The organism is Acidovorax sp. BL-A-41-H1 (assembly GCF_051942715.1).
Map to the genome: position 1 here is coordinate 84,761 of NZ_JBPVJQ010000005.1, position 25,229 is coordinate 109,989.

Annotated in this window: 20 protein-coding genes and 1 other RNA gene; 15 read left to right on the plus strand and 6 right to left on the minus strand. The window is 65.5% G+C overall.

Annotated features, from left to right (window positions below):
* The first annotated feature begins 55 nt into the window (after positions 1-55).
* From pstC to phoR, 6 genes are all read left to right on the plus strand, one after another.
* Positions 56-1,045, plus strand: coding sequence for a phosphate ABC transporter permease subunit PstC (gene pstC, locus ACTPOI_RS11525; RefSeq protein ID WP_440108912.1), 990 nt, complete (start codon positions 56-58; stop codon positions 1,043-1,045).
* 40 nt (positions 1,046-1,085) lie between these two features.
* Positions 1,086-1,940 carry a phosphate ABC transporter permease PstA gene (gene pstA, locus ACTPOI_RS11530; protein WP_440108914.1) on the plus strand — a complete coding sequence of 285 codons (855 nt, stop codon included), beginning with the start codon at positions 1,086-1,088 and terminating at the stop codon, positions 1,938-1,940.
* Positions 1,941-1,995: 55 nt separating this feature from the next.
* A complete protein-coding gene (pstB, locus tag ACTPOI_RS11535) occupies positions 1,996-2,778 on the plus strand; it encodes a phosphate ABC transporter ATP-binding protein PstB (protein WP_440108916.1) in 783 nt (260 codons plus the stop codon).
* Between the two features lie 13 nt (positions 2,779-2,791).
* On the plus strand, positions 2,792-3,493 hold the full coding sequence (gene phoU, locus ACTPOI_RS11540; protein WP_440108918.1) for a phosphate signaling complex protein PhoU: 702 nt from the start codon (positions 2,792-2,794) through the stop codon (positions 3,491-3,493).
* A 22-nt stretch (positions 3,494-3,515) separates the two neighbouring features.
* Positions 3,516-4,223 (plus strand): phosphate regulon transcriptional regulator PhoB, encoded by a 708-nt coding sequence (gene phoB / locus ACTPOI_RS11545; protein WP_440108920.1) that lies wholly within the window; start codon positions 3,516-3,518, stop codon positions 4,221-4,223.
* A 95-nt stretch (positions 4,224-4,318) separates the two neighbouring features.
* Entirely contained in the window at positions 4,319-5,656 is a 1,338-nt protein-coding gene (gene phoR, locus ACTPOI_RS11550) for a phosphate regulon sensor histidine kinase PhoR (RefSeq protein ID WP_440108922.1), read from the plus strand.
* Between the two features lie 17 nt (positions 5,657-5,673).
* Here phoR and ACTPOI_RS11555 read toward each other — a convergent pair whose 3' ends face one another.
* From ACTPOI_RS11555 to trxA, 5 genes are all read right to left on the minus strand, one after another.
* Positions 5,674-7,041: an MATE family efflux transporter gene (locus ACTPOI_RS11555; protein WP_440108924.1), complete on the minus strand. Its 1,368-nt coding sequence runs from the start codon at positions 7,039-7,041 to the stop codon at positions 5,674-5,676.
* Entirely contained in the window at positions 7,041-8,744 is a 1,704-nt protein-coding gene (locus ACTPOI_RS11560; RefSeq protein WP_440108926.1) for a hypothetical protein, read from the minus strand. Before ACTPOI_RS11560 ends, ACTPOI_RS11555 begins: the two co-directional genes overlap by 1 nt.
* Before the next feature lie 168 nt (positions 8,745-8,912).
* Positions 8,913-9,167, minus strand: a complete 255-nt coding sequence (locus ACTPOI_RS11565) for a type B 50S ribosomal protein L31 (protein WP_440108928.1) — start codon at positions 9,165-9,167, stop codon at positions 8,913-8,915.
* A 270-nt stretch (positions 9,168-9,437) separates the two neighbouring features.
* Positions 9,438-10,700, minus strand: a complete 1,263-nt coding sequence (gene rho / locus ACTPOI_RS11570) for a transcription termination factor Rho (RefSeq protein ID WP_436135232.1) — start codon at positions 10,698-10,700, stop codon at positions 9,438-9,440.
* Between the two features lie 264 nt (positions 10,701-10,964).
* Positions 10,965-11,297 carry a thioredoxin TrxA gene (trxA, locus tag ACTPOI_RS11575; RefSeq protein ID WP_069105400.1) on the minus strand — a complete coding sequence of 111 codons (333 nt, stop codon included), beginning with the start codon at positions 11,295-11,297 and terminating at the stop codon, positions 10,965-10,967.
* A 114-nt stretch (positions 11,298-11,411) separates the two neighbouring features.
* Between trxA and ACTPOI_RS11580 the strand changes: the two genes are divergently transcribed.
* From ACTPOI_RS11580 to ACTPOI_RS11590, 3 genes are all read left to right on the plus strand, one after another.
* A complete protein-coding gene (locus ACTPOI_RS11580; RefSeq protein WP_440108930.1) occupies positions 11,412-13,973 on the plus strand; it encodes a PD-(D/E)XK nuclease family protein in 2,562 nt (853 codons plus the stop codon).
* 175 nt (positions 13,974-14,148) lie between these two features.
* Positions 14,149-17,742 carry a UvrD-helicase domain-containing protein gene (locus tag ACTPOI_RS11585; RefSeq protein WP_440108932.1) on the plus strand — a complete coding sequence of 1,198 codons (3,594 nt, stop codon included), beginning with the start codon at positions 14,149-14,151 and terminating at the stop codon, positions 17,740-17,742.
* A gap of 92 nt (positions 17,743-17,834) precedes the next feature.
* Positions 17,835-19,181: a TIGR03862 family flavoprotein gene (locus ACTPOI_RS11590; RefSeq protein ID WP_440109465.1), complete on the plus strand. Its 1,347-nt coding sequence runs from the start codon at positions 17,835-17,837 to the stop codon at positions 19,179-19,181.
* A 132-nt stretch (positions 19,182-19,313) separates the two neighbouring features.
* On the opposite strand, the gene ffs is transcribed toward ACTPOI_RS11590, so the two are convergent.
* Positions 19,314-19,410, minus strand: an RNA gene (gene ffs, locus ACTPOI_RS11595) — signal recognition particle sRNA small type.
* Positions 19,411-19,640: 230 nt separating this feature from the next.
* On the opposite strand from ffs, the gene dnaX reads away from it, so the two are divergent.
* The 6 genes from dnaX (at position 19,641) to ACTPOI_RS11625 (ending at position 25,198) form a co-directional block, all read left to right on the plus strand.
* Positions 19,641-21,608 (plus strand): DNA polymerase III subunit gamma/tau, encoded by a 1,968-nt coding sequence (gene dnaX, locus ACTPOI_RS11600; protein ID WP_440108934.1) that lies wholly within the window; start codon positions 19,641-19,643, stop codon positions 21,606-21,608.
* 122 nt (positions 21,609-21,730) lie between these two features.
* Entirely contained in the window at positions 21,731-22,063 is a 333-nt protein-coding gene (locus tag ACTPOI_RS11605) for a YbaB/EbfC family nucleoid-associated protein (RefSeq protein WP_142146914.1), read from the plus strand.
* A 248-nt stretch (positions 22,064-22,311) separates the two neighbouring features.
* Positions 22,312-22,902, plus strand: a complete 591-nt coding sequence (gene recR, locus ACTPOI_RS11610; protein WP_440108936.1) for a recombination mediator RecR — start codon at positions 22,312-22,314, stop codon at positions 22,900-22,902.
* A 246-nt stretch (positions 22,903-23,148) separates the two neighbouring features.
* Entirely contained in the window at positions 23,149-23,574 is a 426-nt protein-coding gene (locus ACTPOI_RS11615) for an MAPEG family protein (RefSeq protein WP_440108938.1), read from the plus strand.
* A gap of 170 nt (positions 23,575-23,744) precedes the next feature.
* Positions 23,745-24,803 (plus strand): ABC transporter substrate-binding protein, encoded by a 1,059-nt coding sequence (locus tag ACTPOI_RS11620; RefSeq protein WP_440108940.1) that lies wholly within the window; start codon positions 23,745-23,747, stop codon positions 24,801-24,803.
* 242 nt (positions 24,804-25,045) lie between these two features.
* Positions 25,046-25,198, plus strand: coding sequence for a DUF3096 domain-containing protein (locus ACTPOI_RS11625; protein ID WP_083235442.1), 153 nt, complete (start codon positions 25,046-25,048; stop codon positions 25,196-25,198).
* Positions 25,199-25,229 lie beyond the last annotated feature (31 nt).

A 25,229-nucleotide genomic window follows, 5' to 3' on the forward strand; every position in this document is an offset into this window, starting at 1 on the left:
TGGTTTGTGGGCATTCCAGAAGCCAGTTGGAGTCAACATGAGCGTGGGAACCACCATGAGTGCGCAATCCGCGCCTGCCCGCACGGCAGACGCACCGACCAAGAGCATGGTGTCCATTGCACGGCGCCAGCGCCTGCAGGACATCTTTTTCCACAGGCTGACGCAGTCACTGTCCCTTCTGGTGCTGGTGGCACTGCTGGCCATCATCGTCTCGCTGTTTGTCTACGCCTGGCCGGCCTTCCAGAAGTTCGGTGTCCAGTTCATCTGGCGGGTGGAGTGGGACATCATCAATGAAGAATTCGGCGCGGCGATCGCCATCGTGGGCACGCTTGCCAGCGCCGGCATTGCCTTGGTGATTGCTGTGCCTCTGGCGTTCGGCATCGCGCTTTTCCTGACCGAGACCTGCCCGGTATGGCTGCGCAGGCCGCTGGGGACAGCAGTAGAACTGCTGGCCGCGGTGCCGTCGATCATTTACGGCATGTTCGGGCTGTTTGTCTTTGCCCCCTTGTTTGCCGACTACTTCCAGATGCCTGTGCAGGCACTGCTGGGGTCGATGCCGCTGGTGGGTTTCCTCTTTGGCGGTAGCACCAACGGTTTCGGCATCCTGGCGGCGGGCATTGTGCTGGCCTTCATGGTGCTGCCGTTTGTGGCCGCGGTCATGCGCGATGTGTTTGAGATCGTTCCCCCCATCCTGCGCGAGTCGGCCTATGGCCTTGGCTGCACAACCTGGGAGGTCGTGCGCCGTGTGGTGCTGCCCTACACCCAGAAGGGCGTCATTGGTGGGATCATGCTCGGCCTGGGCCGGGCGCTGGGTGAGACGATGGCGGTCACCTTTGTGATCGGGAATGCCAACCGCATGCCCACCTCGCTGTTCTCGCCAGGTACGTCGATTGCATCCACGCTGGCCAATGAATTCGGCGAGGCCGCGGACTTTCACCTGTCCACGCTGTTTGCGCTGGGCTTCCTGCTGTTCGTGATCACGTTTGTGGTGCTGTCTGCCGCCAAGATCCTGATGCTGCGGGCAGAAAAGGCCAAGGGTCTGTGATGCCGGTATCCATGATCAAAACCGCTTGAGATCAGCTCCCATGCAATTCAACCAAGACCTCTACAACAAGCGCCGTCGCTCGAATGCGATCGGCCTCACGCTGTCGCTCGGCGCCATGGTGCTCGGGCTGTTTGTGCTGCTGTGGATTTTGAGCGTGCTCCTGACCAACGGCATCGCCGCGCTCGACTGGAACATGTTCACGCAGTCCACGCCAGCACCGGGCTCGGAAGGCGGCGGCCTGGCCAATGCCATTGTGGGCAGCCTGATGATGGTGGGTTTCACCGTGCTGGTGTCCACGCCCATCGGCGTGCTGGCAGGCGTATACCTTGCCGAATACGGCGACCAGAGCCGCACGGCAGAGCTCACACGCTTTGTGACCGACATCATGCTGTCGGCACCCTCCATCGTGCTGGGGCTGTTTGTGTACGCCATCGCAGTGGCTACCGTCGGCAATTTTTCGGGCTGGGCGGGCAGCCTGGCGCTCTCGCTCATCGCCGTGCCGGTCGTGGTGCGCACCACGGAGAACATGCTTCGCCTGGTGCCCGGCAGCCTGCGCGAGGCAGCCTTCGCCCTGGGTGCCCCGCGATGGAAGGTGTCCACCATGGTCACGCTGCGCGCAGCGCGCAGCGGTGTCATGACCGGACTGCTGCTGGCCGTGGCCCGCATCAGTGGCGAGACGGCTCCGTTGCTGTTCACGGCGCTGAATAACCAGTTCTTCAGCACCAACATGGGTGCACCCATGGCCAACCTGCCGGTGGTGATTTTCCAGTTTGCGCTGAGCCCTTACGACAACTGGGTGCGGCTGGCCTGGGGCGGGGCACTGCTCATCACGCTCTCGGTGCTGGTTCTGAACATCGTGGCGCGCGTATTCCTGCGCGAAAAGAACCGCACCTGATGCGTACGACAGAAACATTCCGTTGATCCGACAGATTCCTATCCAGGACGTGACAATGAACGCAACCGCTACCGCCACCACCAGCAAGAACGCACTGGAGCTGCGCAACCTGAGCTTTTTCTACGGCAAGTTCCAGGGGCTGCGCAATGTGAGTCTTGACATCGCCGAGCACAAGGTGACGGCCTTCATCGGTCCCTCGGGCTGCGGCAAGTCCACCTTGCTGCGCACGCTCAACCGCATGTACAGCCTCTATCCCGGCCAGCGCGCTGAGGGCACCATCAACTTTTATGGGCAGGACATCCTGGACCCCAAGCAGGACATCAACCTGCTGCGTGCGCGCATCGGCATGGTGTTCCAGAAGCCCACGCCGTTCCCGATGTCGATCTACGACAACATCGCGTTTGGCGTGAAGCTGTACGAATCGCTGAGCAAGAGCGAGATGGACGATCGCGTGGAGTGGGCGCTGTCGAAGGCCGCGCTCTGGACTGAGGTGAAGGACAAGCTCAACCAGAGTGGCCTGTCCCTGTCCGGCGGCCAGCAGCAGCGCCTGTGCATCGCGCGCAGCGTGGCGGTCAAGCCCTCGGTGCTGTTGCTCGATGAGCCCACGTCGGCGCTGGATCCGTTGTCCACCGCCAAGATCGAGGAGCTGATAGACGAGCTCAAGCACGACTACACCATCGCCATCGTGACGCACAACATGCAGCAGGCGGCGCGCTGCAGCGACTACACCGCCTACATGTACCTCGGCGAAATGATCGAGTTCGGAGCGACCGAGCAGATTTTCTTCAAGCCCGAGCGCAAGGAAACCGAAGACTACATCACCGGCCGTTTCGGCTAAGGAGACGCAAGCCATGCCCGATAAACACCTTTCGTCCCAGTTCGATACCGAACTCAACAGCGTTTCTGCCCGTGTCATGGAGATGGGCGGACTGGTCGAGTCCGAGATTCGCCAGGCCGTGTACGCGCTCTCTCATTTCAGCCTGGAAGCCGTGGAGGCCGTAGCCTCGATCGAGACCCGCGTGAACGCGCTGGAAGTCGAGATTGATGGCGAGCTGTCGTCCATCATTGCCCGTCGTCAGCCTACGGCACGTGACCTGCGCCTGCTGCTGGCTTTCTCCAAGGCGACGGCCAACCTGGAGCGCATGGGTGACGAGGCCAACAAGATGGCGCGCATGGTGCGCTCCATCATCGAGGGCGGTGCCCCGCGCTCGCTGCCATCAAGCGACCTGCGTGTGGCGGCCGAACTGGCCTCGGGCCTGCTGCGCAAGGCGCTGGATGCCTTTGCTCGCCTGGACGTGAAGATGGCGGTGTCCATCCTCAAGGAAGACGACCTGATCGACCAGGAGTTCGACGGATTTGTGCGCAAGCTGGTCACTTACATGATGGAAGACCCGCGCACCATCTCGCCCAGCCTGGATCTGCTGTTCCTGGCCAAGGCCATCGAGCGTATTGGCGACCATTCCAAGAACATGGCAGAGCTGGTGATCTATCTCGTCAAGGGCAAGGACGTGCGCCACACGGCGCTCGACGAGATCGAGTCGGCTGTTCTCTGAGCAAAAAGGCTCCCGTACCGCTATGAGAAAGCTACCCCGCGTCCTGATTGTCGAAGACGAGCCCGCCATTGCCGAGCTGATCGCCGTAAACCTGCGGCACAACGGCTTTCAGCCGTTCTGGGCAGAAGACGGCGACTCGGCGCAGCGCGAGCTGGATGCCGTGCTGCCCGACGTGATCCTGCTCGACTGGATGCTCCCCGGCCAAAGTGGCCTGAGCCTGGCCCGCAAGTGGCGCGCGGACAGCCGCACCAAGCCGATCCCCATCCTCATGCTGACCGCCCGGGGTGACGAGCCCGACAAGGTGGCCGGGCTGGATGCCGGTGCGGATGACTACATCACCAAGCCTTTTTCCACGCAGGAACTGCTCGCGCGCATCCGCGCCGTGCTGCGCCGCCGCGCGCCAGAGCAGGTCAGCGACAGCGTGACCATTGGCGAGCTGGTGCTCGATGCCGGGACTTATCGGGTGAGCTTTCAGGGCCAGCCGCTCAAGGTGGGGCCCACCGAGTTCAAGCTGCTGCACTTTTTGATGAAGCATGCCGAGCGCGTGCACAGCCGCTCGCAATTGCTCGACAAGGTGTGGGGCGACCATGTGTTCATCGAGGAACGCACGGTGGACGTGCACGTCAAGCGGCTGCGCGAAGCCCTCGGCGCGGCGTCCGTGATGGTGGAAACCGTGCGCGGTGCGGGCTACCGGTTGACGGCCCAGCCACAGGTTCAGTTGCAGGCATAGTTCCCTTGGGCGCCCGTCTAACACAAGGCGCCTTCTCAACCCGAATGGAGCGCCTTCTTGGCGCCCGCACTTCCTGACAAGGCTTTGCAAGCGGCATGCTCTGGCGTCTTTCGTATTTTTTGCTGTGGCAAATGGCCGGTGGCGGGCTGGGCTGGTGGCAGGGCGGTGCCTGGGGTGCTGCGCTAGGCGCGGGGGCTGCCGCTTGGGGCTGGTTCTTCTGGGACCTGTCGCGCGGTGCGCGCGTGCTCCGCTGGTTGCGCACCGGCGACCCGGACCAGGCTCCGGTGATGCGAGGTATCTGGGGCGAGGCAGCAGACCGTGCGCGCCGCCTGCTACGCCGCAATGAGGTGCAGCTGCGCGAGAGCGAAGGGCGCCTGCAGGAGTTTCTGGCGGCCATGCAGGCCACGCCCAACGGGGTGGTGTTGCTGGACGCCCAGGGGCGCATCGAGTGGTGCAACCAGATCGCCGCAGCCCATTTCGGGTTCGACGCCCAGCGCGACGTGATGCAGTCGGTGGGTAACCTGGTGCGGGACCCCGCTTTCACGGCGTACTTCGCTGCCAGGCAATTCACGGGGGATGTGGTGCTGGAAGGGCGCGCCAGCACGCCGTCCAGGCCCGTGCGCATTTCGGTGCATCTGCACCCGTACGGCGATGGCCGCAAGCTCCTGCTGTCGCGCGATGTGACTGCGCTGGAACAGGCGGAAGCCATGCGCAGCGATTTTGTAGCCAATGTTTCGCACGAGATCCGCACACCGCTAACGGTGTTGGCCGGTTTTGTGGAAACGCTTCAAACACTGTCGCTGACCGAAGAAGAGCAATCCCGTTATCTGGGGATGATGTCGCAGCAGGCCCAGCGCATGCAAAGCGTGGTGCAGGATCTGCTGACTTTGTCCCGGCTGGAAGGCAGCCCGCTGCCGGGTATGGGCGAGTGGACGGCTGTGCACACGTTGCTGCAGCACTGCGAAGTGGAGGGCCGCGCGCTCTCGGCGCTGGTCACGCAGAACCAGCAAAAGCCGCACCAGATCAGCTTTCCGGCGCCGCAGGTCCTGCTCGCTGCCGGTGAACTGGCGGGCTCGCCGGCCGAGCTGCAAAGCGCGCTTTCCAATCTGATCAGCAACGCTGTGCGGTACACGCCAGCCGGCGGCAGCATCACGGTGGAATGGCAGGCGGCGCCTGACTGCGCGGCCGTGTTCTCGGTCCGCGACACCGGCCCCGGTATCGCACCGGAACACATCCCGCGGCTGACCGAGAGGTTTTATCGCGTGGACCGCAGTCGCTCCCGCGAAACGGGCGGTACGGGCCTGGGGTTGGCCATCGTCAAGCATGTGCTGCAGCGCCATGGCGCCACGCTGGAGATCACCAGTACGCTGGGCAAAGGGTCGTTGTTTTCAGTGACGTTTCCGGCAAGCCGGCTGCGTCGTGCCGCAAAGTAGGCCGGGCGGGCACCGCGTCAGGTTGAAAGCAGTGCTTTTTGCCTGGCCAGCGCACGCTTGAGCATCAGTACAAACAACACGGCTGTCACGCCGAGCGCCGCGGCGCTCGCTGCCCAGAATGGCGTGGGGGTGGCCGCTGCCGTGTGCGCCTGGATTGCCCATGGGCCCCAGCCTCCATAAGCCAGTACGTAGCCGCCGCCCAGCCCTGCACCCCAGAGCAGCAGGCAGTACACCACCAGCGGCGCCACTGTGATGCCATAGCAGCGCAGCACAAACACGCTCAGGGTCTGGAATGCATCGAACGCGTGGTACACCGCCACCCAGGCCAGTACGGCACCGGTCATGGCCACCACACCTGCATTGCTGGAATAGATGGCACCGATTTGGTCTTTAGCTATGAAAATAATAGCTGAAAGTGCAATTCCCATAAGCGCTGCAAGCCTAAAACCCGTCAAAACCGCATGCCGGGCCCTGCCAGGTTGCCGTGCGCCCAGCCAGTAGCTCACCCGGGCGCTGGTGGCAATGGCAAGCGACAGCGGCACCATGTACAAAAGCGCTGCCACATTGGCCGCTATCTGGTGCGTTGCCGCCGCCGTGGTGCCCTGGCGGGCTACGAACAGTGCCATCAGCGTGAAGGATGTCACCTCCACCATCACTGCCAGTCCTGCCGGAAGCCCCAGCCGGCACAGCCGGGCCAGCGTGGGTGGGTGGGGCGGCTCTATCCGCTTCCAGATATGTAGCGGGGCATAGATATCCTGCGTGCGCAGCAGCCAGGCGGCCAGCGCGAGCATGGTGCAGTTGACCACCAGCGTGGCCCAGGCGCACCCCACGACGCCCTGTGCAGGCAGCCCTCCGCCGCCGAAAGTGAACCATATCGACAGCGGCACTTTCACAAACAGCGAGCCCACCTGCAGCCACATCACCAGCTGCGGGCGGCCCAGCGCCTGGTTAAGCGTGCTGTACACGCGAAACAGCAGGGCTGGCGGCAGCGCAAGCGCCAGCACGGCCAGATAGGCCTTCACCTCCACCTGCAAGGCCGGGGGCACCTCGGTCCAGCGCAGCAGCGGGCCGGGCGACAGCAGTGCGGTGATGCCTATCATGCTGGCGATGAGGCACACGTAGAGTGCCTGCCGTAGTGAATGCCCCATGGCAGCGTGTTGCCCCGCGCCGCGCTGCTCGGCCCACATTGGCAGCATGGCCTGCAGCACGCCCATCAGGCCTACATACACGCTGATGAAGATGGCTGACGCGACCGAGAGCGCGGCCAGCGAATCGGCAGAGTGGCGCCCGGCGACGATGGTGTCGGCCACGCCAAACGCCATGACGGCGAGCTGGCCAGCCAGGACCGTCAGGGCGTGGCGCGTGATGGTGGAGCGCTCGGACATCAGCGCGCAGGCCCTGCGCGGCGGAATACGAGCAGATGGTCGTTCTTGTCGGTGGGCCGCGGGATGGTGGCGATCTGTTCCCACAGCGCGCCATTGACCATGCGCTCCGAAGCTGGCCAGGAGGCAATGTCCGCGATCAGCCAGTCACATTCATCCTGCAGCCCGGCGCGCTGCAGCGACAGCTGGCCGTGGTACTGCAGTGCCGCAACCTGCGCGCGGCTCAGGCCCACGGTCTGCACACAGCCAGGCATGGGGCCCAGCGCAGCATTGACGGCACGCATCTGCGGTGCATAGCTGCGTGCATAGTCCAGCAGAGGCAGCCACAATGTGAGCAGCAGCAGCCAGCCCAGCACTGCACCGCCAGCGGGCAGAACCAGACTTTTCCAGATCGGTGCGCGGCTGCGCGAGGCGCGCCACCACACCAGGGCGCACCAGCCCGCAGTGGCGGCCAGTGCCGTTACAAACGCCAGCAATGAAAACTCGGGCACAAACCCGGGCGCCAGCTTGGCCACGTTGGCGGCAGGCTTGGCCGGCACACCGGTCTGCATGGCGATCCAGATCACCCAGATCGCCAGGGCCGACACGGTGAAAAAGAGCAGCGTGAACCAGTCGATCAGCGCGCCAACGCTGCGGCTGAGGGTGGGCAGCGCAAAAGCCGCCAGCGCGGCCAGGGCCGGCAGGCCCAGCAGCAGCGCACGGTCTGACGGCTGGGTGAGGATGGTGGCTGCCACGGAAATGGCTGTAAACCAAAGCGGCAACAGCAGATGGGGATGCCCCGGGCGGCTCGCGATCTGCCGCCGCCAGCGCCACAGCGTCCAGAGTGCCAGCGGCCAGGCGGGCCAGCCGAACCACAGGAAAAGTCTTGCCAGGCTTTGCCATTCCTTGCCGCCGCCGCTGGCCAGCGCCATGCGCCAGCGCCACAGGTCAAGACCCCATGCCATGCCTGCGGCGACAAGCGCCACGGCGCAGATGGTCCAAGCCCAGGCAAGCCGGCGTTTGCGTGTGCCCTGCCCGGGCGCGATGACGGCTACGAGCACACTGCCAAGGGCCAGGAGTGCAGCTACTGCCGGAGCGCCCGCCAGCGTCAGCCCCAGGCTGCCCGCGACCAGCGCAATGGCAGGAGCCAGGGTCCGGTACGGCATCGCTGCCACCGCAAAAAACAGCAGCGTGGTGCACGCCAGCTGCACCAGATAGCTCGTGATTTCATGCGAAAGCTGGGCCAGCCCCAGACAGGCCAGCAGGGCCAGCAATGCACCGTCGGCAATGGCCCGTGCATAGTCCGCCGGGGCAGCCTCACCCCCAAACGCGAACGCCACCGGCTGCGCGCCAGGGCTGCGCGCCAGGTAGTAAACCCCATACCAGGTGGCCACCAGGGTGAGGACGAGCAAGCCCACAAACGGCAGGCGTGCCGCCATCTCCGGTGCGAGCCAGCCCGCAGACGCCTGCAGTGCCCATGCGCCCAGCCAGTAGGGCAAGAGGCCATCGGTTTCGGGCGGCATGCCGCCGAGCAGCGGGCTCAGCCACTCGGTACGACCACCGGCCAGCTCCAGCATGTAGCCGAAGGCCGTGATGTCGGCACTTTTCCAGGGCTGGCGCCCCACGAAACCCGGAACCAGATAGGCCAGGCACAGCAACAGCAGCGCCCAGCGCGGAAGCGGGCTCACGGCACTTTGCGTAACGATGGCGGGCGAGGGTGGGTTCACGCGGGTTCAGGGGCAGGGGAGGGCCATCGAGAATAAGGGCAAATGCGACGATCGGCGCAGGGCCCGGTGCATGGGAGCACTGCTCCGCAACTTACGGTGCGCCCATCGGGACGAAAAAAAAGCAGCCCGGTGGCCCGGGCTGCTTTTTTGCGCAAGCGCAGCAGCGAATTACTTGGCTGTGGTCTTGCCGAAGCGGTTGCGGAAGCGCTCCACGCGGCCACCCATGTTGTCCACCGACTTTTGCGTGCCGGTATAGAAGGGGTGCGATTCAGAGGAGGTGTCCAGCTTGAACAGCGGGTATTCCTTGCCTTCGAAGGTTTCCATTTCCTTCGTGTTCACGCACGAACGGGTCACGAACTTGAAACCGTTGGAGAGGTCCATAAACAGGACTTCGCGGTAGTTGGGGTGAATGCCTTCTTTCATGATCAATCCTTGTCAAGTGCGGGAGCCGTGCTGGACCCGGAGCAACCTTTGCGCCGTGGAGCATCCAGCATACTTTCCGCAGAAAAAGCTCTCTATTATTGCACAGGCAGTTCGACGGCCTGTTAGCGACGGCCTGCCAGGGCTGAAACTGGAGCGACCTCGGTCAGAGCCGCCGCGCAAGGGCCGACCCGCGCGCTGGCGGTGTCCCTCTTCCCGAATTGCCTGCAATTCGAGAGAAGGGGGAAGGCGCGAAAGCGACTCAGGGGGTTGTCACCCCCCTCGGCGCATCATGTCAAAGAAGTCCACATTGGTCTTGGTGGCCTTCATGTTCTTGATCATGAGTTCCATCGACTCGATCTCGTCCATGTTGTACATGAACTGGCGCAGGATGCGGGTCTTTTGCAGGATCTCGGGCGCCAGCAGCAGCTCTTCGCGGCGGGTGCCGCTCTTGTTGAGCTCGATGGCGGGGAACACGCGCTTTTCGTAGAGGCGGCGGTTCAGGTGGATTTCACAGTTGCCAGTGCCCTTGAACTCTTCAAAGATCACTTCGTCCATGCGGCTGCCGGTGTCGACCAGCGCCGTGGCAATGATGGTGAGCGAACCGCCTTCCTCGACTTTGCGCGCGGCACCGAAGAAGCGCTTGGGACGCTGCAGCGCGGCGGCGTCCACACCACCCGACAGCACCTTGCCGCTTGACGGCACGACGTTGTTGTAGGCGCGGGCGAGGCGGGTGATGGAGTCCAGCAGGATCACCACGTCCTTCTTCAGTTCGACCAGGCGCTTGGCGCGCTCGATCACCATCTCTGCCACATGCACGTGGCGGGCGGCGGGCTCGTCAAAGGTCGATGCAATGATCTCGCCCTTGACCGTGCGCTGCATTTCGGTCACTTCTTCGGGGCGCTCATCCACCAGCAGCACCATCAGATGCACGTCGGGGTTGTTGGCCGTGATGGCGTGGGCAATGTGCTGCATCATCACCGTTTTGCCACTCTTGGGCGGGGCGACGATCAGAGCGCGCTGGCCGCGGCCAATGGGCGCGATGATGTCGATGATGCGGCCAGTGATGTTTTCTTCGCCCTTGAAGTCGCGTTCCAGGCGCATCTGCTCCTTGGGGAACAGGGGCGTCAGGTTCTCGAACATCACCTTGTGCTTGTTCTGCTCGGGTGGGCCGCCATTGACGGAGTCGAGCTTGTTCAGTGCAAAGTAGCGTTCGCCGTCCTTGGGCGTGCGAACTTCGCCTTCGATCATGTCGCCCGTGTGCAGATTGAAGCGACGCACCTGGCTCGGGCTGATGTAGATGTCGTCCGTGCTGGCGGTAAAGCTCGTGTCCGGGCTGCGCAAAAAGCCAAAGCCGTCGGGCAGGATTTCCAGCACGCCGTCGGCAATGATCTGTTCCCCCGTTTTGGCGCGCTTCTTGATGATCGCAAACATCAGCTCCTGCTTGCGCATGCGGCCCGTGTTTTCGATTTCGAGTTCTTCGGCCTGCTTCAGGACTTCAGACACGTGCAGTGCCTTGAGTTCGTTTAAGTGCATGGAGTGACTCCTTGGCGGAGCGGGTAAGAAACTTGGGGGGGTGGGGCTGGGGCCAGAGGAGCTGCTGTTTGCAGGTCTGGCGCGCCTGGGATCTCGGCCCGGCTGCCAATGCGTGCAGTCCGGTGATCGCTAGGAATTATGACAGGAAAAAAAGGAGCACTTTCGCCAGCCGGGGCTAACTGCCGCATTGGCCCGCAAACAGGGTCGCAGCCCCTTGAGAAAACCCCGCCGCTGCCGCGCTGCAGCCCGCGGGGCCTTGAGAAATCAGGCCAGCTGTTGGTCGATGAATGCAGTCAGCTGGGCCTTGCTCATGGCGCCCACTTTGGTGGCGGCCAGCTGACCATCCTTGAACAGCATCAGGGTGGGAATGCCGCGGATACCGAACTTGGCGGGCACTTCGCGGTTCTCGTCCACGTTGAGCTTGGCGATCTGCAGCTTGCCCTGATAGGTGCCAGCCACCTCGTCGAGGATGGGAGCGATCATCTTGCAGGGGCCGCACCATTCAGCCCAGTAATCCACCAGCACCGGGGTGCTGGCCTTGAGCACGTCGGCTTCAAAGCTTGCGTCGGAGAGATGTTTGATGAGTTCGCTGGCCATGGCGGGTTCCTTGTGTCTTTTCCGGGCAGGTCGCTCCCGGGCTACGTATAAAGTCCGAGGATTGTGACAGAAACCAATTCCACGTTCACCGGTATGGCCCCGCACTCCGACGCTATGACAGTCATAGCGAAAAGCGATCATTGCGCGGGCGTGCTGGGCCTGTGGCAAGACACGTTGGGCCTTGTCGCCGCACAGATCCAGCGGCTGGGTGCCCACCGCGCTCGCTCGGTGGTGCTGGTGCCTTACGCCCAGCTCATGCCCTGGGCGCAGCACTACTGGGGCCTGCTGCACCCGGACGGTTTTGCGCCCCGTTTTGAAACCACCCGCAACTGGGCGCGCCAGCTGAGCGCTTTCGTACCGCAGGGCGATGACCTGGCGGGCGACACTGGTCGCGATACCCTCACCGCACGCGCATTGCTCGACAGGGCAGGGCTGGCAGCACAGCGCGACATGCTGGCTGCGCCCCTTCAGCAGGCGGCTGCACAGTTGGCCAGCGTGGTTGCATCGGTGCCGCCGCAGGAGCGCGATGCCTGGGCCGCCAGCGCGCGCCTGCAGTTGCCCGGGCCCGAGGATGGCTCTGCGTTGCGCTTCGAAGCCGTGGTGGCCCGCATTGCGCTGGAATGGGCCGCCGCTTCGCGCTACGCCACCGATGTGCTCTTTGACCCAGGGGTGCGCGCCACGGTGGACGCATTGATAGTTTTGCAAGGTTTCCAGCCTGACCCGCTGGCTCCCACGCTGCTGGCGCACTGGGGTGAGCGCGGGCTGCTGATTCCCCTTGCCCGGGATCTGGCAAGCATGTCCCACACTGCAGAAATCGCCCTGCATGCGGCGCAGGATGCCGAGGACGAAGCCCAGCGCGCAGCCGCCTGTGTGCTGGCGCACGTATCCGCAGGCCGCGTGCCGGTGGCCCTGGCCGCCAACGACCGCGCGCTCACCCGGCGCATCAGCGCTCACCTGGCCCACCGTGGCGTAGCGGTGCGCGATGAAAACGGCTGGACGCTGTCGACCACGCGCTCTGCAGCGCAGCTGATGGCAACCCTCAAGGCGGCCGCGTGGGATGCCAGTACCGACGACGTGCTCGACTGGCTCAAGCATGTACCGCTGATGGACCAGCACGCGCTGGCGGGGCTGGAGCAGGCATTGCGTCGCGCGGCAATTGCCCGTTGGTCTGATGCGGCCGGTCGGGACTGGGGCGACAAGCCCCTGCTTGCCACCCTTGTCGCCCAGGTTGCGGCATGGCAAGAGGGCTTGCGCGCCGGCCGGGCTTTAGGCCCCTGGCTGTTCGCGCTGCGGGCGCTGCTGCGTGCAACGGGGCAATGGGAAACGCTGGAGGCCGATGCGGCCGGTGCGCGCGTGCTCAGCGCCTTGCGCCTGCAGGACGGCCAGGATGCCGAATTCGACGGCTGGGGCGCAGCCACACGGCGCATGTCGTTGCCCGAGTTCACACGCTGGGTGAACGAAGTGCTGGAGGCTGCGCGATTTGTTCCCCCTGCCGAGAGCGGCGCACCCGTCACCGTGCTGCCGCTGGCGCAACTGCTGGCCCGGCCCTTTGCGGCGCTGGTCTTGCCGGGTTGCGACGAAAAGCGCCTGCAGCCCGCGCCCGAACCACCGGGTGAATGGACTCAAACGCAGCGGCTCTCGCTGGTGCTGCCCACGCGTGAATCGCAGGAAGCGGCACAGCGCGCTGCCTGGCACAGTGCACTGTGTACCCCCACCGTGGACGTGCTCTGGCGCACCGGCGACGAGGGCGGCGAGCCGCTGCTGGCCAGCCCGCTGGTGCTGGCGCTGCACCTGGACGGAGCGGCACACGAAGGCGCTGACGGCCGCCAGCAGCGCGACGTGCTCGCTGCGCCCACACCGCGGCCTGCCCCGCGGGGCGACGCGTTGGGCTTGCAGCGGTTGTCTTCCACCGCCTATTCCGACCTGCGGCACTGCCCGTACCGTTTCTTTGCGTTGCGCCTGCTGGGCCTGTCCGAATCGGACGAGCTGTCGGCCGAAGTGGACAAGCGTGACTTCGGCAACTGGCTGCACGAGGTGCTGCAGCTCTTCCATGAGCAACTGCGCGACGATGCCCCCGGCGCGCCGCCCGACCGCACCACGCGGCTTGACGACGCAGCGCGCACTGTCACCCACAAGCATGGCCTGGCGGGCTCGGCCGAGGGCGACTTCCTGCCTTTCTCGGCGGGCTGGCCCCAGGTGCGCGATGGCTACCTGCGCTGGCTTGCGCAGCACGAGCAGGCCGGCGGCGCATTCCGGTCGGCAGAGGTCAAGGCGACCCAGCCGCTGGGCAGCCTGCAGCTGGTGGGCACCATCGACCGGATCGATGGTGTGTCCACCACGGGTGAGCCCACGATGCTGGTCATCGACTACAAGACCGAGAGCGACAGCGTGACCAGCAAGCGCATTGCGGTGGGGGCCGAAGACACCCAGCTGGCGTTCTACGCGGCGCTGCTGAGCCACGACACGCTGCGCGCGGCCTACGTCAACGTGGGCGAGCGGGGCGAGACGCGCATGCACGAACAGGAAGACGTGGTCCACCTGCGCGACCTGCTGGTCGAGGGCATCCAGCACGACTTTGCACAGATTTCCGCAGGCGCACCCATGCCGGCACTGGGCGAGGGCGCGGTGTGCGAATACTGTGCAGCGCGCGGCCTGTGCCGAAAGGATTTCTGGTGATGACAGTACACCCCCCTGAGGCGCTGCGCGCCTTCCCCCCGCCCTCGCTCCGCTGCGCTGCGCGGGCAAGGGGACGACACCCTCGCTGCGGGGCGGCCCTTGCTCGGTGTCTTCTCGCCTTGGCCGCGCCAGTTTCAACGGCCGATTCCGCATCGCCGGTCATGGGACTCCATAGATGACGAACGCCGCCTACGAACACAACGGCCAGCCCGTCTCGCGCGAGGCGTTCTACGCCATTGCCTGCGACCCCGCGCGCAGCGTGGCGGTCGAGGCCTGCGCCGGTGCTGGCAAGACCTGGATGCTGGTCTCGCGCATGCTGCGTGCGCTGCTGGACGGCGCTGCGCCGCACGAGATCCTTGCCATCACTTTCACCAAGAAAGCCGCGGGCGAAATGCGCCAGCGCCTGCAGGAATGGCTGGAGGAGTTTGCCCAGGCCCCGCCAGACCGGCTGGTGGCCGAGCTGATCGCGCGCGGCGTGGCGCCGCAGGCTGCAATGGACCAGCGCGAGGCGTTGCAGGGCCTGTATCGCCAGCTGCTCGATAGTGGCCGCCCGGTGCAGATCCGCACCTTCCACAGCTGGTTTGCCGCGCTGCTGGGTACCGCGCCGCTGGCCCTGTTGCAGGACCAGGGCCTGCCCGCGCATTTCGAGCTGCTGGAGGACGACGCCGAAGCCGTGCGTGAAGTCTGGCGCCCGTTCTTGCATGCCGTGGCAGCCGACGTCAGCCTGCGTGCCGACTACGAGGCCGTGGTGGCCGGGTACGGGCGCTCACAAACGCACAAGGCGCTGGCCGCCGCCCTGGCCAAGCGGGTGGAGTTTGACCTGGCCGACGAGGCAGGCGTGGTCGATGCGTCGGTACCGGCCTTTGGTGCATGCTTCCCCGAGCTGGCCCATTGCGCCGACCCGGCCGATGCATTGGCCGATGCCACCTGCCGCCAGCGCTGGCTGGCCTGGGCCCGCGCGCTCGGCGCCGAAACCAACAAGACGCCGCAAAAAGCGGCCGACGCCATCATCGATGCGCTCGCCAGTACCGACCCCGCCCAGTGCCTGGCCATGCTGCGCAAGGCGCTGTTTGTGGCCAAGGAAGACCGGCTCACCAAGCACCTTGAAAAGTGCGTGGCCGCGCAGGAAGCCGAACCCGAGCTGCAGCGACTGCTGGCTGCGCGACACCAGCACGCGGCGTGGCAGCACCAGCAGCGCATGGCCCGCCTGGCGCGCTGCCTGATTGCACAGTTTGCCGCCGTCAAGCACCGGCACGGCTGGGTGGACATGAACGACGTGGAGCGCATGGCGCTGGTGATGCTGGCCGACCCGGTGCTCAGCGGCTGGGTGCAGGAGCGCCTGGACGCCCGCGTGCGCCACCTGCTGGTGGACGAGTTCCAGGACACCAACCCGCTGCAATGGCAGGCGCTCCATGCCTGGCTGTCGGGCTACGCCGGATCAGGGGGTGGCGCCGCCGCGCCCAGCGTGTTCATCGTGGGTGACCCAAAGCAGAGCATCTACCGTTTCCGGCGCGCCGAGCCGCAGGTCTTCATCGCGGCCCAGGCGTTTGTGCGCAATGGCCTGGGCGGCGATCTGCTGAGCTGCGACCACACCCGTCGCAATGCCACGGGCGTGATCGCGGCCGTCAATGCGGTCATGGGCACTGCACAGGCGCAGGGCGAAACCAGCGGGTTCCGGCCTCACACCACTGAGTCGAGGGATCCGGGGGTGGTGCTGCGCCTGCCAGCCATCGGGGCTGAGGCCGATACGGCGCAGGCTGCGGTAGCGCCTGGTGCGGCGGCTGCCGATGGCGCTGCAGACGGACGCCCCGCCAAGGCGAATCCCATGGAATGGCGCGACAGCCTGACCGAGCCGCGCCACGAGCCCGAGGAAACCCAGCGCATGCGCGAATGCACCCAGGCAGCCGCATGGGTGGCTGCGCAGATAGCGCAGGGCGTGCCGCCCAAGGAGGTGCTGGTGCTGGCCCGCAAGCGCGACCGCCTGGCCACCTTGCAGGATTCGCTGCGCGCGCTGCACCTGCCCTGCGTACAGCCCGAAAAGGCCGACCTGTTCGACGCGCCCGAGGTGCAGGACATCATCGCGCTGCTCGATGCACTGGTCTCGACCCGACACGATCTCTCGCTGGCGCGGGCCCTGCGTTCGCCGCTGTTCGGGCTGGGTGATGACGCCCTGGTGACGCTGGCCGTGCTGCGCCGTCAGCCGGAGTACGCGGCGTGCAGCTGGTTTGATTTGCTACAAAAAGAAGAGCTAACAGGGCAATACTTACCTGGGCTTGGTGCCAATTTGGCCCAATACAGGGTCTGGGTGGACACTTTGCCGCCCCATGACGCCCTGCATGCCATCTATGAGCATGCCGACGTGCTGGCCCGGTTTGCCGCGGCAGCCCCGGCGTCGCAGCGCGCCGCCGTGCAGGCCAACCTGCGGGCGCTGCTGTCGGCCGCACTGCAGCACGACGGGGGGCGCTACCTCACGCCGTACGCGTTTGTTCGGGCGATGAAAAAGGGCGGCGTCCGTGCGCCGGGCCGCGTGGACCTGCAGGCAGTGCGGCTGCTCACGGTGCATGGCGCCAAGGGGCTGGAGGCGCATTCGGTGCTGTTGCTGGACACTGACACCCGCCCCCAGAAGGCCGAAACCATGGGCGTGCTGGTGGACTGGCCCGGCGAGCAGGCCGTGCCCGCCGCCTTCGTGTTCATGGCCAGCGAATCCAGCCCGCCGCCCAGCGCCGCGCAGGCGGTGGCGGCCGAGCAGCAGGCGCGCCAGCGCGAAGAGCTGAACATGCTCTACGTGGCCATGACGCGTGCCAAGCACTGCCTGGCGCTGTCATCCGTGCAGCCGTCCCACTCGGCCCCTGGCAGCTGGTGGAACCGGCTCGCGTCTGTGGCCGAGGATGCGGTGCCCGACAGAGGCCTTGCAGATGTTCCATCGTCCGCTGCCCCGGAAGGCGGCGAGCCCACTGAGGTCGCGCACGAGGTGTTCTCGGTGGTCGAGCTTCCGGTGCAGCCAGCGCACCTGCAAAAGGTGCCTGCAAATCGGGCACCGACAGGCCAGCCGGGGCGGGGCGAAGGCGTTGCCGAACCCGCGGAAGGCCCGAGCTCGACCCCCCAATCGCGCCTGGGCGAGGCCATGCACCAGCTGCTGGAGCAGGCCGGTGTGGCGGGCGGTGCGCTCCACCATCTGCGCGAACACGGCTTTTCTGCCGTGCGCAAGGCGCGGCTGGCGCAGGATTTCGACATCACTGTCGCCGCTGCCGGGCAGGCGTGCCAGACGGCCCAACGCATTCTGGCGGGTGAGGGCGCCTGGGCGTGGGACCCGGCCTGCATCGATACGGCCATCAACGAGGCACCGTTGCGCTACCGTGGGCAGAGCCTGCGCATCGACCGCCTGGTGCACTGCCACCAGCCTGCCGCACGGGCCGGGTGGTGGGTGCTCGACTACAAAAGCGCCCACCAGCCAGAGCGCCAGCCGGAACTGGTGGCGCAGATGGCGCTGTACCGCCAGGCCGTGCAAAGCCAGACCCCCGGCGAGCGCGTGTTTGCCGCATTCTTGACGGGAGACGGGAGGCTGGTTCCGGTGCAAGAGGGCGTGACGGCGGAATCTGTGGCAGTAGCTGCGAGCGAGGTACCGCACGCCAGCGCACCCGTGGGGCCCGAGGCCGGCCCCGCCTTGGCGCCAGTGAGGCATACTCCGGCCCCCGCGCGGCCTGGCGATCCATCGTTGTCGTCAGCGCCCCCTGCGCCATCCGGGCCCAGCCAGGGGTCACTCTTCTGACCAGACCCTGCGCCCCGCGCGTAGGCACTCATTTTTCTCCCTTGCTACCGAGAACCCCATCCATGCAACTCACCCTCGACCCGGTTACCGCCATGCCCGCCAGCGAGCCTGCCCAAGCCCAGCGCCTTGCCTGCGATGTAGCCGTGGTGGGCGGCGGCCCTGCCGGGCTGATGGCGGCCGAGGTGATGGCCCAGGCCGGCGTTGCCGTGCATCTGTTTGATTCGATGCCATCGGTGGGCCGCAAATTCCTGCTGGCGGGCAAGGGCGGTCTCAACCTCACACATTCCGAAGACCATGCACGGTTTGCCACCCGCTTCGAGGGGCGCGAGGCCCAGGTTGGCCCGCTGATTGCAGGGTTTGGTGCACAGCAGGTGCGCGACTGGGCCAAGGAGCTGGGTGTGGACACTTTTGTGGGCACCTCCGGGCGCGTGTTTCCCACCGACATGAAGGCGGCGCCCCTGCTGCGCGCCTGGCTGCAACGGCTGCGCGGCCAAGGCGTCAAATTCCACATGCGGCATCGCTGGATAGGCTGGACGGATGAGGGTGCAATGCAGTTCACCACCCCGGCCGGCGCCAGCGTGGTCGCGGCGCGTGCCGTTGTGCTTGCACTGGGCGGGGCCAGCTGGGCGCGCCTGGGCTCCGACGGCCAATGGGTGCCGCTGGTGGCAGCACGGGGTGTGGACGTGGCACCGCTGCGCCCGGCCAACTGTGGTTTCGACGTGCTGCGAGCCGACGCGTCGGCGGGCGAAACCCGGCGCGAGTTTCTGCAGGAGCTGGTAGGCCGCACACCCGCCAGCACGGTGGGCTGGACGCCCCATTTTGCCGAGCGCTTTGGAGGCCAGCCTTTCAAGACCGTAGCGCTTACCTTCACGGACAGCCAGGGCCGCAGCTTCAGCCGCAAGGGTGAGTTTGTGGCCACCGCCACGGGCGTGGAGGGCAGCCTGGTGTACGCGGCCTCCCACCTGCTGCGGGACGAAATCGAAGCCCACGGCCACGCCACCTTTCACCTCGACCTGCTGCCAGATCACTCCCACGAGCGCGTGCTGGTGGAAGTGCGCCATCCGCGCGGTTCGCGGTCGCTGTCCAGCCATCTCAAGAGCCGCCTCGGCCTCGACGGCATCAAGGCAGGCATCCTGTACGAGCATTTGGGCAAAGACGGTGTGAACGATCCCGTAGCGCTGGCCCGCGCCATCAAGGCCCTGCCCATCACCGTAGTCGCTCCACGCCCCATCGATGAAGCCATCAGCACCGCGGGTGGCGTGCGGTTTGATGCGCTGGATGCTCACCTGATGGCGAAGGCGGTGCCTGGCGTTTTTTGTGCGGGCGAGATGCTCGACTGGGAGGCGCCCACCGGGGGCTATCTGCTGACGGCCAGCATGGCCAGCGGCCGCGCCGCTGCACAAGGAGTGCTGCGCTGGCTGGGCGGTGCCGGGGCCTGAGGCTGCACAGGGCTGCCCGCGCGACCTAGCTGGCACACTCGTTGGAGCGCGATTAAGAAGTCTTTGGAGGCATGTGGCGGGACGCCACCGGTGACGGCGCGATGGGCAAGAACCCATCGGCAGAAGAAAGAAGTTGACGAGCCTTACCCCCGGCACTGGCTCCACAGTTAGGGCTGCTTGGTTCCCCACCTGACCCGGTTGGCCGCTTCACCATGCGGGGAGGCCCGTCACCACTGATTGTACGCTGGATGAAAGGCCCCTTTGCTGCATCGCCGCATGGCCGGCAGGGTTGGGAAGGCTCTGGGTGGTGGCCGCACGGGCAGCAGTCGGGGGGCCTCCGCCGTGCAGCCCGCCCACGCAGGACCTCGCTTTGAGGAGATCAGGCGCCGCGCCGATCGCCGGGGCCGTTACCTTCCCGCAAAGGACGCCGGGCTTGCCCCAACCCGTAGAATCTGCCAGATGTCCTACCTCGTGCTCGCCCGCAAGTACCGCCCCCGCAATTTCACCGAAATGGTGGGGCAGGAGCATGTGGTGCAGGCACTGACCAATGCGCTGACCCAGCAGCGGCTGCACCACGCCTACCTGTTCACAGGAACGCGCGGTGTGGGCAAGACCACGGTCTCGCGCATCCTGGCCAAGTCGCTCAATTGCCAGGGCGCGGACGGGCAGGGCGGCATCACTGCCACGCCCTGCGGCGTGTGCCAGGCGTGCACCGACATCGACAGCGGCCGTTTTGTGGATTACACCGAGCTGGATGCTGCCTCCAACCGCGGAGTGGACGAGGTGCAGAGCCTGCTAGAGCAGGCGGTCTACAAGCCGGTGCAGGGGCGCTTCAAGGTCTTCATGATCGACGAGGTGCACATGCTCACGAACACGGCGTTCAACGCCATGCTCAAGACGCTAGAGGAGCCGCCCGAGTACCTGAAGTTCGTGCTCGCCACGACCGACCCGCAAAAGGTCCCTGTCACCGTGCTCAGCCGCTGCCTGCAGTTCAACCTGCGGCCGATGGCGCCTGAAACCGTGCTCACGCACCTGACGCAGGTGCTCGCGTCAGAGAACGTTCCGGCAGAGGCGCCTGCGCTGCGCCTGCTGGCCCGTGCGGCGCGCGGCTCCATGCGCGATGCCCTGTCGCTGACAGACCAGGCCATTGCCTTCGGCAGCGGCCAGCTGCAGGAAGCCAGCGTGCGGCAGATGCTGGGCGCAGTCGATCGCTCGTACGTGTTTCGCCTTATCGACGCCCTCGCGGCCGGCGATGGCCGGACCGTGGTGGAAACCACCGATGTGCTGCGCCTGAACGGCCTGTCCGCGGCGTCGACGCTGGAAGAGATGAGTGCCGTGCTTCAGCGCATGGCCGTTTTCCAGGCTGTGCCGCAGATGGCGGCTGCCATCGATCAGGATGACCCGGAGGCGGCAGAAACTGCGCGCCTCGCGAGCCAGATGCCCGCGGACGAGACGCAGCTGCTGTACAGCATGTGCCTGCATGGACGCGGCGAGCTGGGCCTGGCACCCGACGAATACGCGGCACTGACCATGGTGCTGCTGCGCCTGCTGGCCTTCAAGCCCCGCAGCGAACCGGCTGAAAAAAAAACTCTGACGCGGCCTGATACCGCCGTCGCACCTGCAGCGGGCAGTGCACAGGCGGTACCTGCAGCCGCCGGTGCGGTGGCAGCTTCTGTGGCCCGCGCAGCAGCGCCCTCGGGGGAACGCGGCGCATTGGCTCCGGTACCGAGCATCCCCGTCGCGATGCCGCCCGAGCACGAGGGCGCCACCGCAAAACCCGATATAGATTTGGCACCGCTTGGCGCATCGGTTGTCCACACTGCCTTGCCAGCGCAAGCCGCGGTGATGGGCAGCGCTGCCACGACCCTGCCAGTGCGCAGCCCGGACGACTTTGACCGCGCTGCGCCGCCTGACCGCACCCCGGTGCCCCAGGGGGCGGCCGATGTGATGTCGATTCCGGTGCGCCTGGCGCCCGAGCCCGGTGCGCGCCTGCAGCCCACGCCGCATTCCACACCGGCGCCTGCATCGGCGCGCTACACGCCGACCGAGGAGGGCGATGTCTGGCATGCCACCGTGCAGCAAATGGTGGCGGCGGAGACCATCACGGCACTGGTGCGTGAACTGGCACTGCAGTCGCAGCTGGTGGCGCGCGATGGAACCCACTGGCTGCTGCGCGTGGAGCGCGAATCTCTGAACCAGCCCACCGCGCGGGAACGCCTGCGGGCCGCGCTGGAGGCCGCAGGCCATGCCAGCCAGATTTCTGTGGAGCTGGGCGTGGTGATCGACAGCCCGGCACGGCGCAATGCGGCGGCTGCGGCCGAGCGGCAGCGCCGGGCAGAGGAAATCGTGAACAACGATCCGTATGTGCAGACCCTCATGCGTGACTACGGGGCCAAAATCGTGCCTGGCAGCATCAAACCAGTTTGAAGTAGCCGGTGACAGCGGCGGGTGAATCCCGCCGAAGATGCGTGGCACACCAGTCATTCCGGGCAATGCTCTCCAACCATTGCTCTTCACACAACTTTCGACTTTCATCAAAGGAAACTTCCATGTTCAACAAAGGACAACTCGCCGGCCTCATGAAGCAGGCCCAGGCCATGCAGGACAACCTCAAGAAGGCCCAGGACGAGCTGGCGTTCATCGAGGTCGAGGGCGAGTCGGGTGCAGGGCTCGTCAAGGTCCTGATGACCTGCAAGCACGACGTCAAGCGCGTCACCATTGACCCCAGCCTGCTGGCGGACGACAAGGACATGCTGGAAGACCTGGTGGCAGCAGCGTTTAACGCCGCGGTGCGCAAGGCAGAGGAGACCTCGGCAGAGAAGATGGGCAAGCTGACGCAAGGGATGCCAGGACTCCCCGGCGGCATGAAATTCCCTTTCTGAGGTTGGCTACTGCGCGGGCGTGATGCGTCGTTGCGGGTCCCGTCGGGAAATCCTCACGACCCGGAAGGTCGCTCCGGTTTCCCGCCACCCGCGCCTAGCCTGACGCCCGCTCGCTACGCCCTTGAGGGTGGGGGGTGAAGGCAGGGGCGCATTCTTCCTGTTACTTTCGCATCCGCTCGGGCTGACCTTGTCGAAGCTGGGTCCGTCGTTCCGTACTTTCACTCCCTAGCATCTCATCTTGCAAAGTCATGTCCTCCACTAACGCCCTTGATGTCTTGATCCAGGCGCTGCGCCGTCTGCCGGGGGTGGGGGTGAAGTCGGCACAGCGCATGGCGTTTCACATGCTGCAGCACGACAGGGCGGGGGCAGAGGTGCTGTCGCGCGCGCTGCACGAGGCGGTGGGGGCAGTGCACCACTGCGCGCGTTGCCATACGTTCACCGAAGCTGATGTGTGCAGCACCTGTCTGGACCCCGCGCGGGACCCGAGCCGCCTTTGTGTGGTCGAGACGCCTGCAGACCAGGCTGCGATGGAGCGCACCGGGGCCTTCAAAGGGCTGTACTTTGTGCTGATGGGGCGGCTCAGCCCACTCGACGGGATCGGTCCCAAGGAAATCGGCCTGCAAAAGCTGCTGGAGCGCGCAGCCGACGGCCTGGTGCAGGAAGTGATCCTTGCGACCAATTTCAATGCCGAGGGAGAAGCCACCGCCCATGTGATCAGCGACGTGCTCAAGGGCCGCGGGATGCACGTCACGCGCCTCGCCCGGGGCGTGCCGGTGGGCAGTGAACTCGAATACGTCGATCTGGGCACCATTGCCCATGCTCTGGTAGACCGTCGCTAGTCGCCCTGCAACGGCTTGACCGCTCCGTCCATCAGGCTGCGGTTTGAACCCCGCCAAACGGGCTGCGGGCCGGCTGATCACACCGTTGCGCCCAATGTCCTAGTGACTGCCGGATGCCGTCTTGCCCGCGTGACGGGGTCCGATCGCCGGCCCGGCAGATCACAGAGGCGGGCGCTAGAATACTCACAAATCAATAGCTAGACATGCTTTACGGACAAGCGCTAGCGTGCAAAAAGGCTGATAAAAATGAATACAACGATGCATGTGGCACGCTTTACTGTGGCGTACTGGTGCGTGCTCATTGCGGCACTGTTGCCCATTGCCTGCGCATGGCTTGCCAAAAGCGGCACTTTTGGCAAATCGCGCAAGGACGGTGGCTACGACAACAACGACCCCCGTGCCTGGCTGGCGCGCCAGAAGGACTGGCGTGCCCGCGCCAACGCGGCGCAGGCCAACAGTTTTGAAGCACTCCCTTTCTTCATCGGCGCCGTCATCATTGCCCACACGCTTGGCGCCGGGCAGACGCTGCTCGACATCCTGGCCTTTGCCTATGTGATGCTGCGTATCTTCTACATCCTGATGTATGTGTCGGACATGGCGATGGCGCGCAGCGCGGTGTGGGCGGGTGCGCTGCTGGTGAACATCGCCATCCTCTTCATCGGGTATCGCTGACGTTTTTGACGGCTTAACGCTCGCCCTTGGCGTTGCCTCGAGGTGCTTTCGCTCCTTTTTGTCGCCTGCGAGACGGGCCTACGTAGAACTCCGCAGGGGCTCACCCTGATGTGGTGCCGCTGTGGCTGGGGCACGATTGTTGCAATGCAGCATTGCTTTCTTTCCCTTCCATGAAACCCTTTTCTCCCAGCCGACGCGCATTTGGCGCCGCATCTGCCCTTTCGGCGGTTGCGACCGCTGCTGTGTTTGCGCCGGGGCTGCGGGCGCAGGGTTCGGGCGCGAGCCCCTCGCGCGTCACGGTGGCGGTAGGCGGGCAAGGTGTGCTGTACCACTTGCCATTGGTTTTGGCGGATTTGCTCGGGTATTTCAAGGCCGAGGGGGTCGAGGTCTCGATCCGTGACTTTGCAGCGGGCGCACTCGCGCTGGAGGCAGTTGACCGGGGGCAGGCCGACGTGTGCGCGGGTGCGTTTGAACACACCTTGCGTCGCCTGGCTCTGGGGCAAAACTACCAGGCAGTTGTCACGATGGGGCGGGCCCCGCAACTGGCGCTGGGCGTGTCGTTGCGGTCCATGCCGGGTTACAGGGAACCTGGTCAGCTGGCCGGCAAGCGCATCGGCGTTTCGTCCGTCGGTTCCTCCACCCATCTGGCCGCCACGCTGCTGCTCGCGCGCGAAGGCGTGGACATGCGGCGCGTGTCGTTCGTCAATGTGGGCACCGGCATGGCCGCCTTCAGTGCGCTCCGGTCCGGCCAGATCCATGCGCTGTGCCACGCCGACCCCATCATGACGGTGCTGGAGCAAAAGGAAGGACTGCGCATCATCGGAGACGTGCGCTCGCTCAAGTCCGGGCAGGACCTTTTCGGAGGCACCATGCCAGCTGGCTGTCTGTACGCCAAGCAAGGCTACATACAGAAAAACGCCGCTCAGGCGCAGGCATTGGTCAGCGCGATCGTGCACGCTCTCAAATGGCTGCAGACGGCTGGACCGGCTGATCTTGTCAAAGTGGTTCCGGAGGGCTACCTGTTGGGCGACCGGAGCGCCTACCTGGCAGCCTTTGGCCGGGTGCGCGAAACCTATTCCACCCATGGTGCGATGCCCGACGACGGCGTTGCCACCGCGCTGCGCGTGCTGATCCGCGCACAGCCTGAAATTGCAGGGATGAAGCTCGACCCCGCGCGCACGTTCAATCCTGAATTCGTTCGCAAGGCGCGCGCGAAGTACGGGGTGTGAGTGGGCGGGAGCCGACTGCGAACCTGCGCTGGCCCAAGTAGCTGCACTGTTACGAAGATACGCGGCCGTGGACTACCTCGTGACCTCTCTGGGGGGCACGAGTGCACCGGCACATGAAGTAGATTCGACAGGCGCACGTCACCGGTGCATTTACCGTGCTGCTGCCATGCAAACCAGGGCTGCGTACCGCCATAGCCGCGGGTCAGCGCAGCGCTGACAACAGTCACCCCAAGGAAAACCCCATGACATTCACCCTAAGCGTCGGCCCGCTGGTCTCCCTGATTGCCGGCATCCTGATTCTGGTCATGCCGCGGCTGCTCAGCACCATCGTGGCCATCTACCTCATCGTCATGGGCGTGCTAGGCCTGCTGGGCATGCACTCAATGAGGTTCTAGACCGCCAAGGCGGGGCCAAGGCCCGCCATGC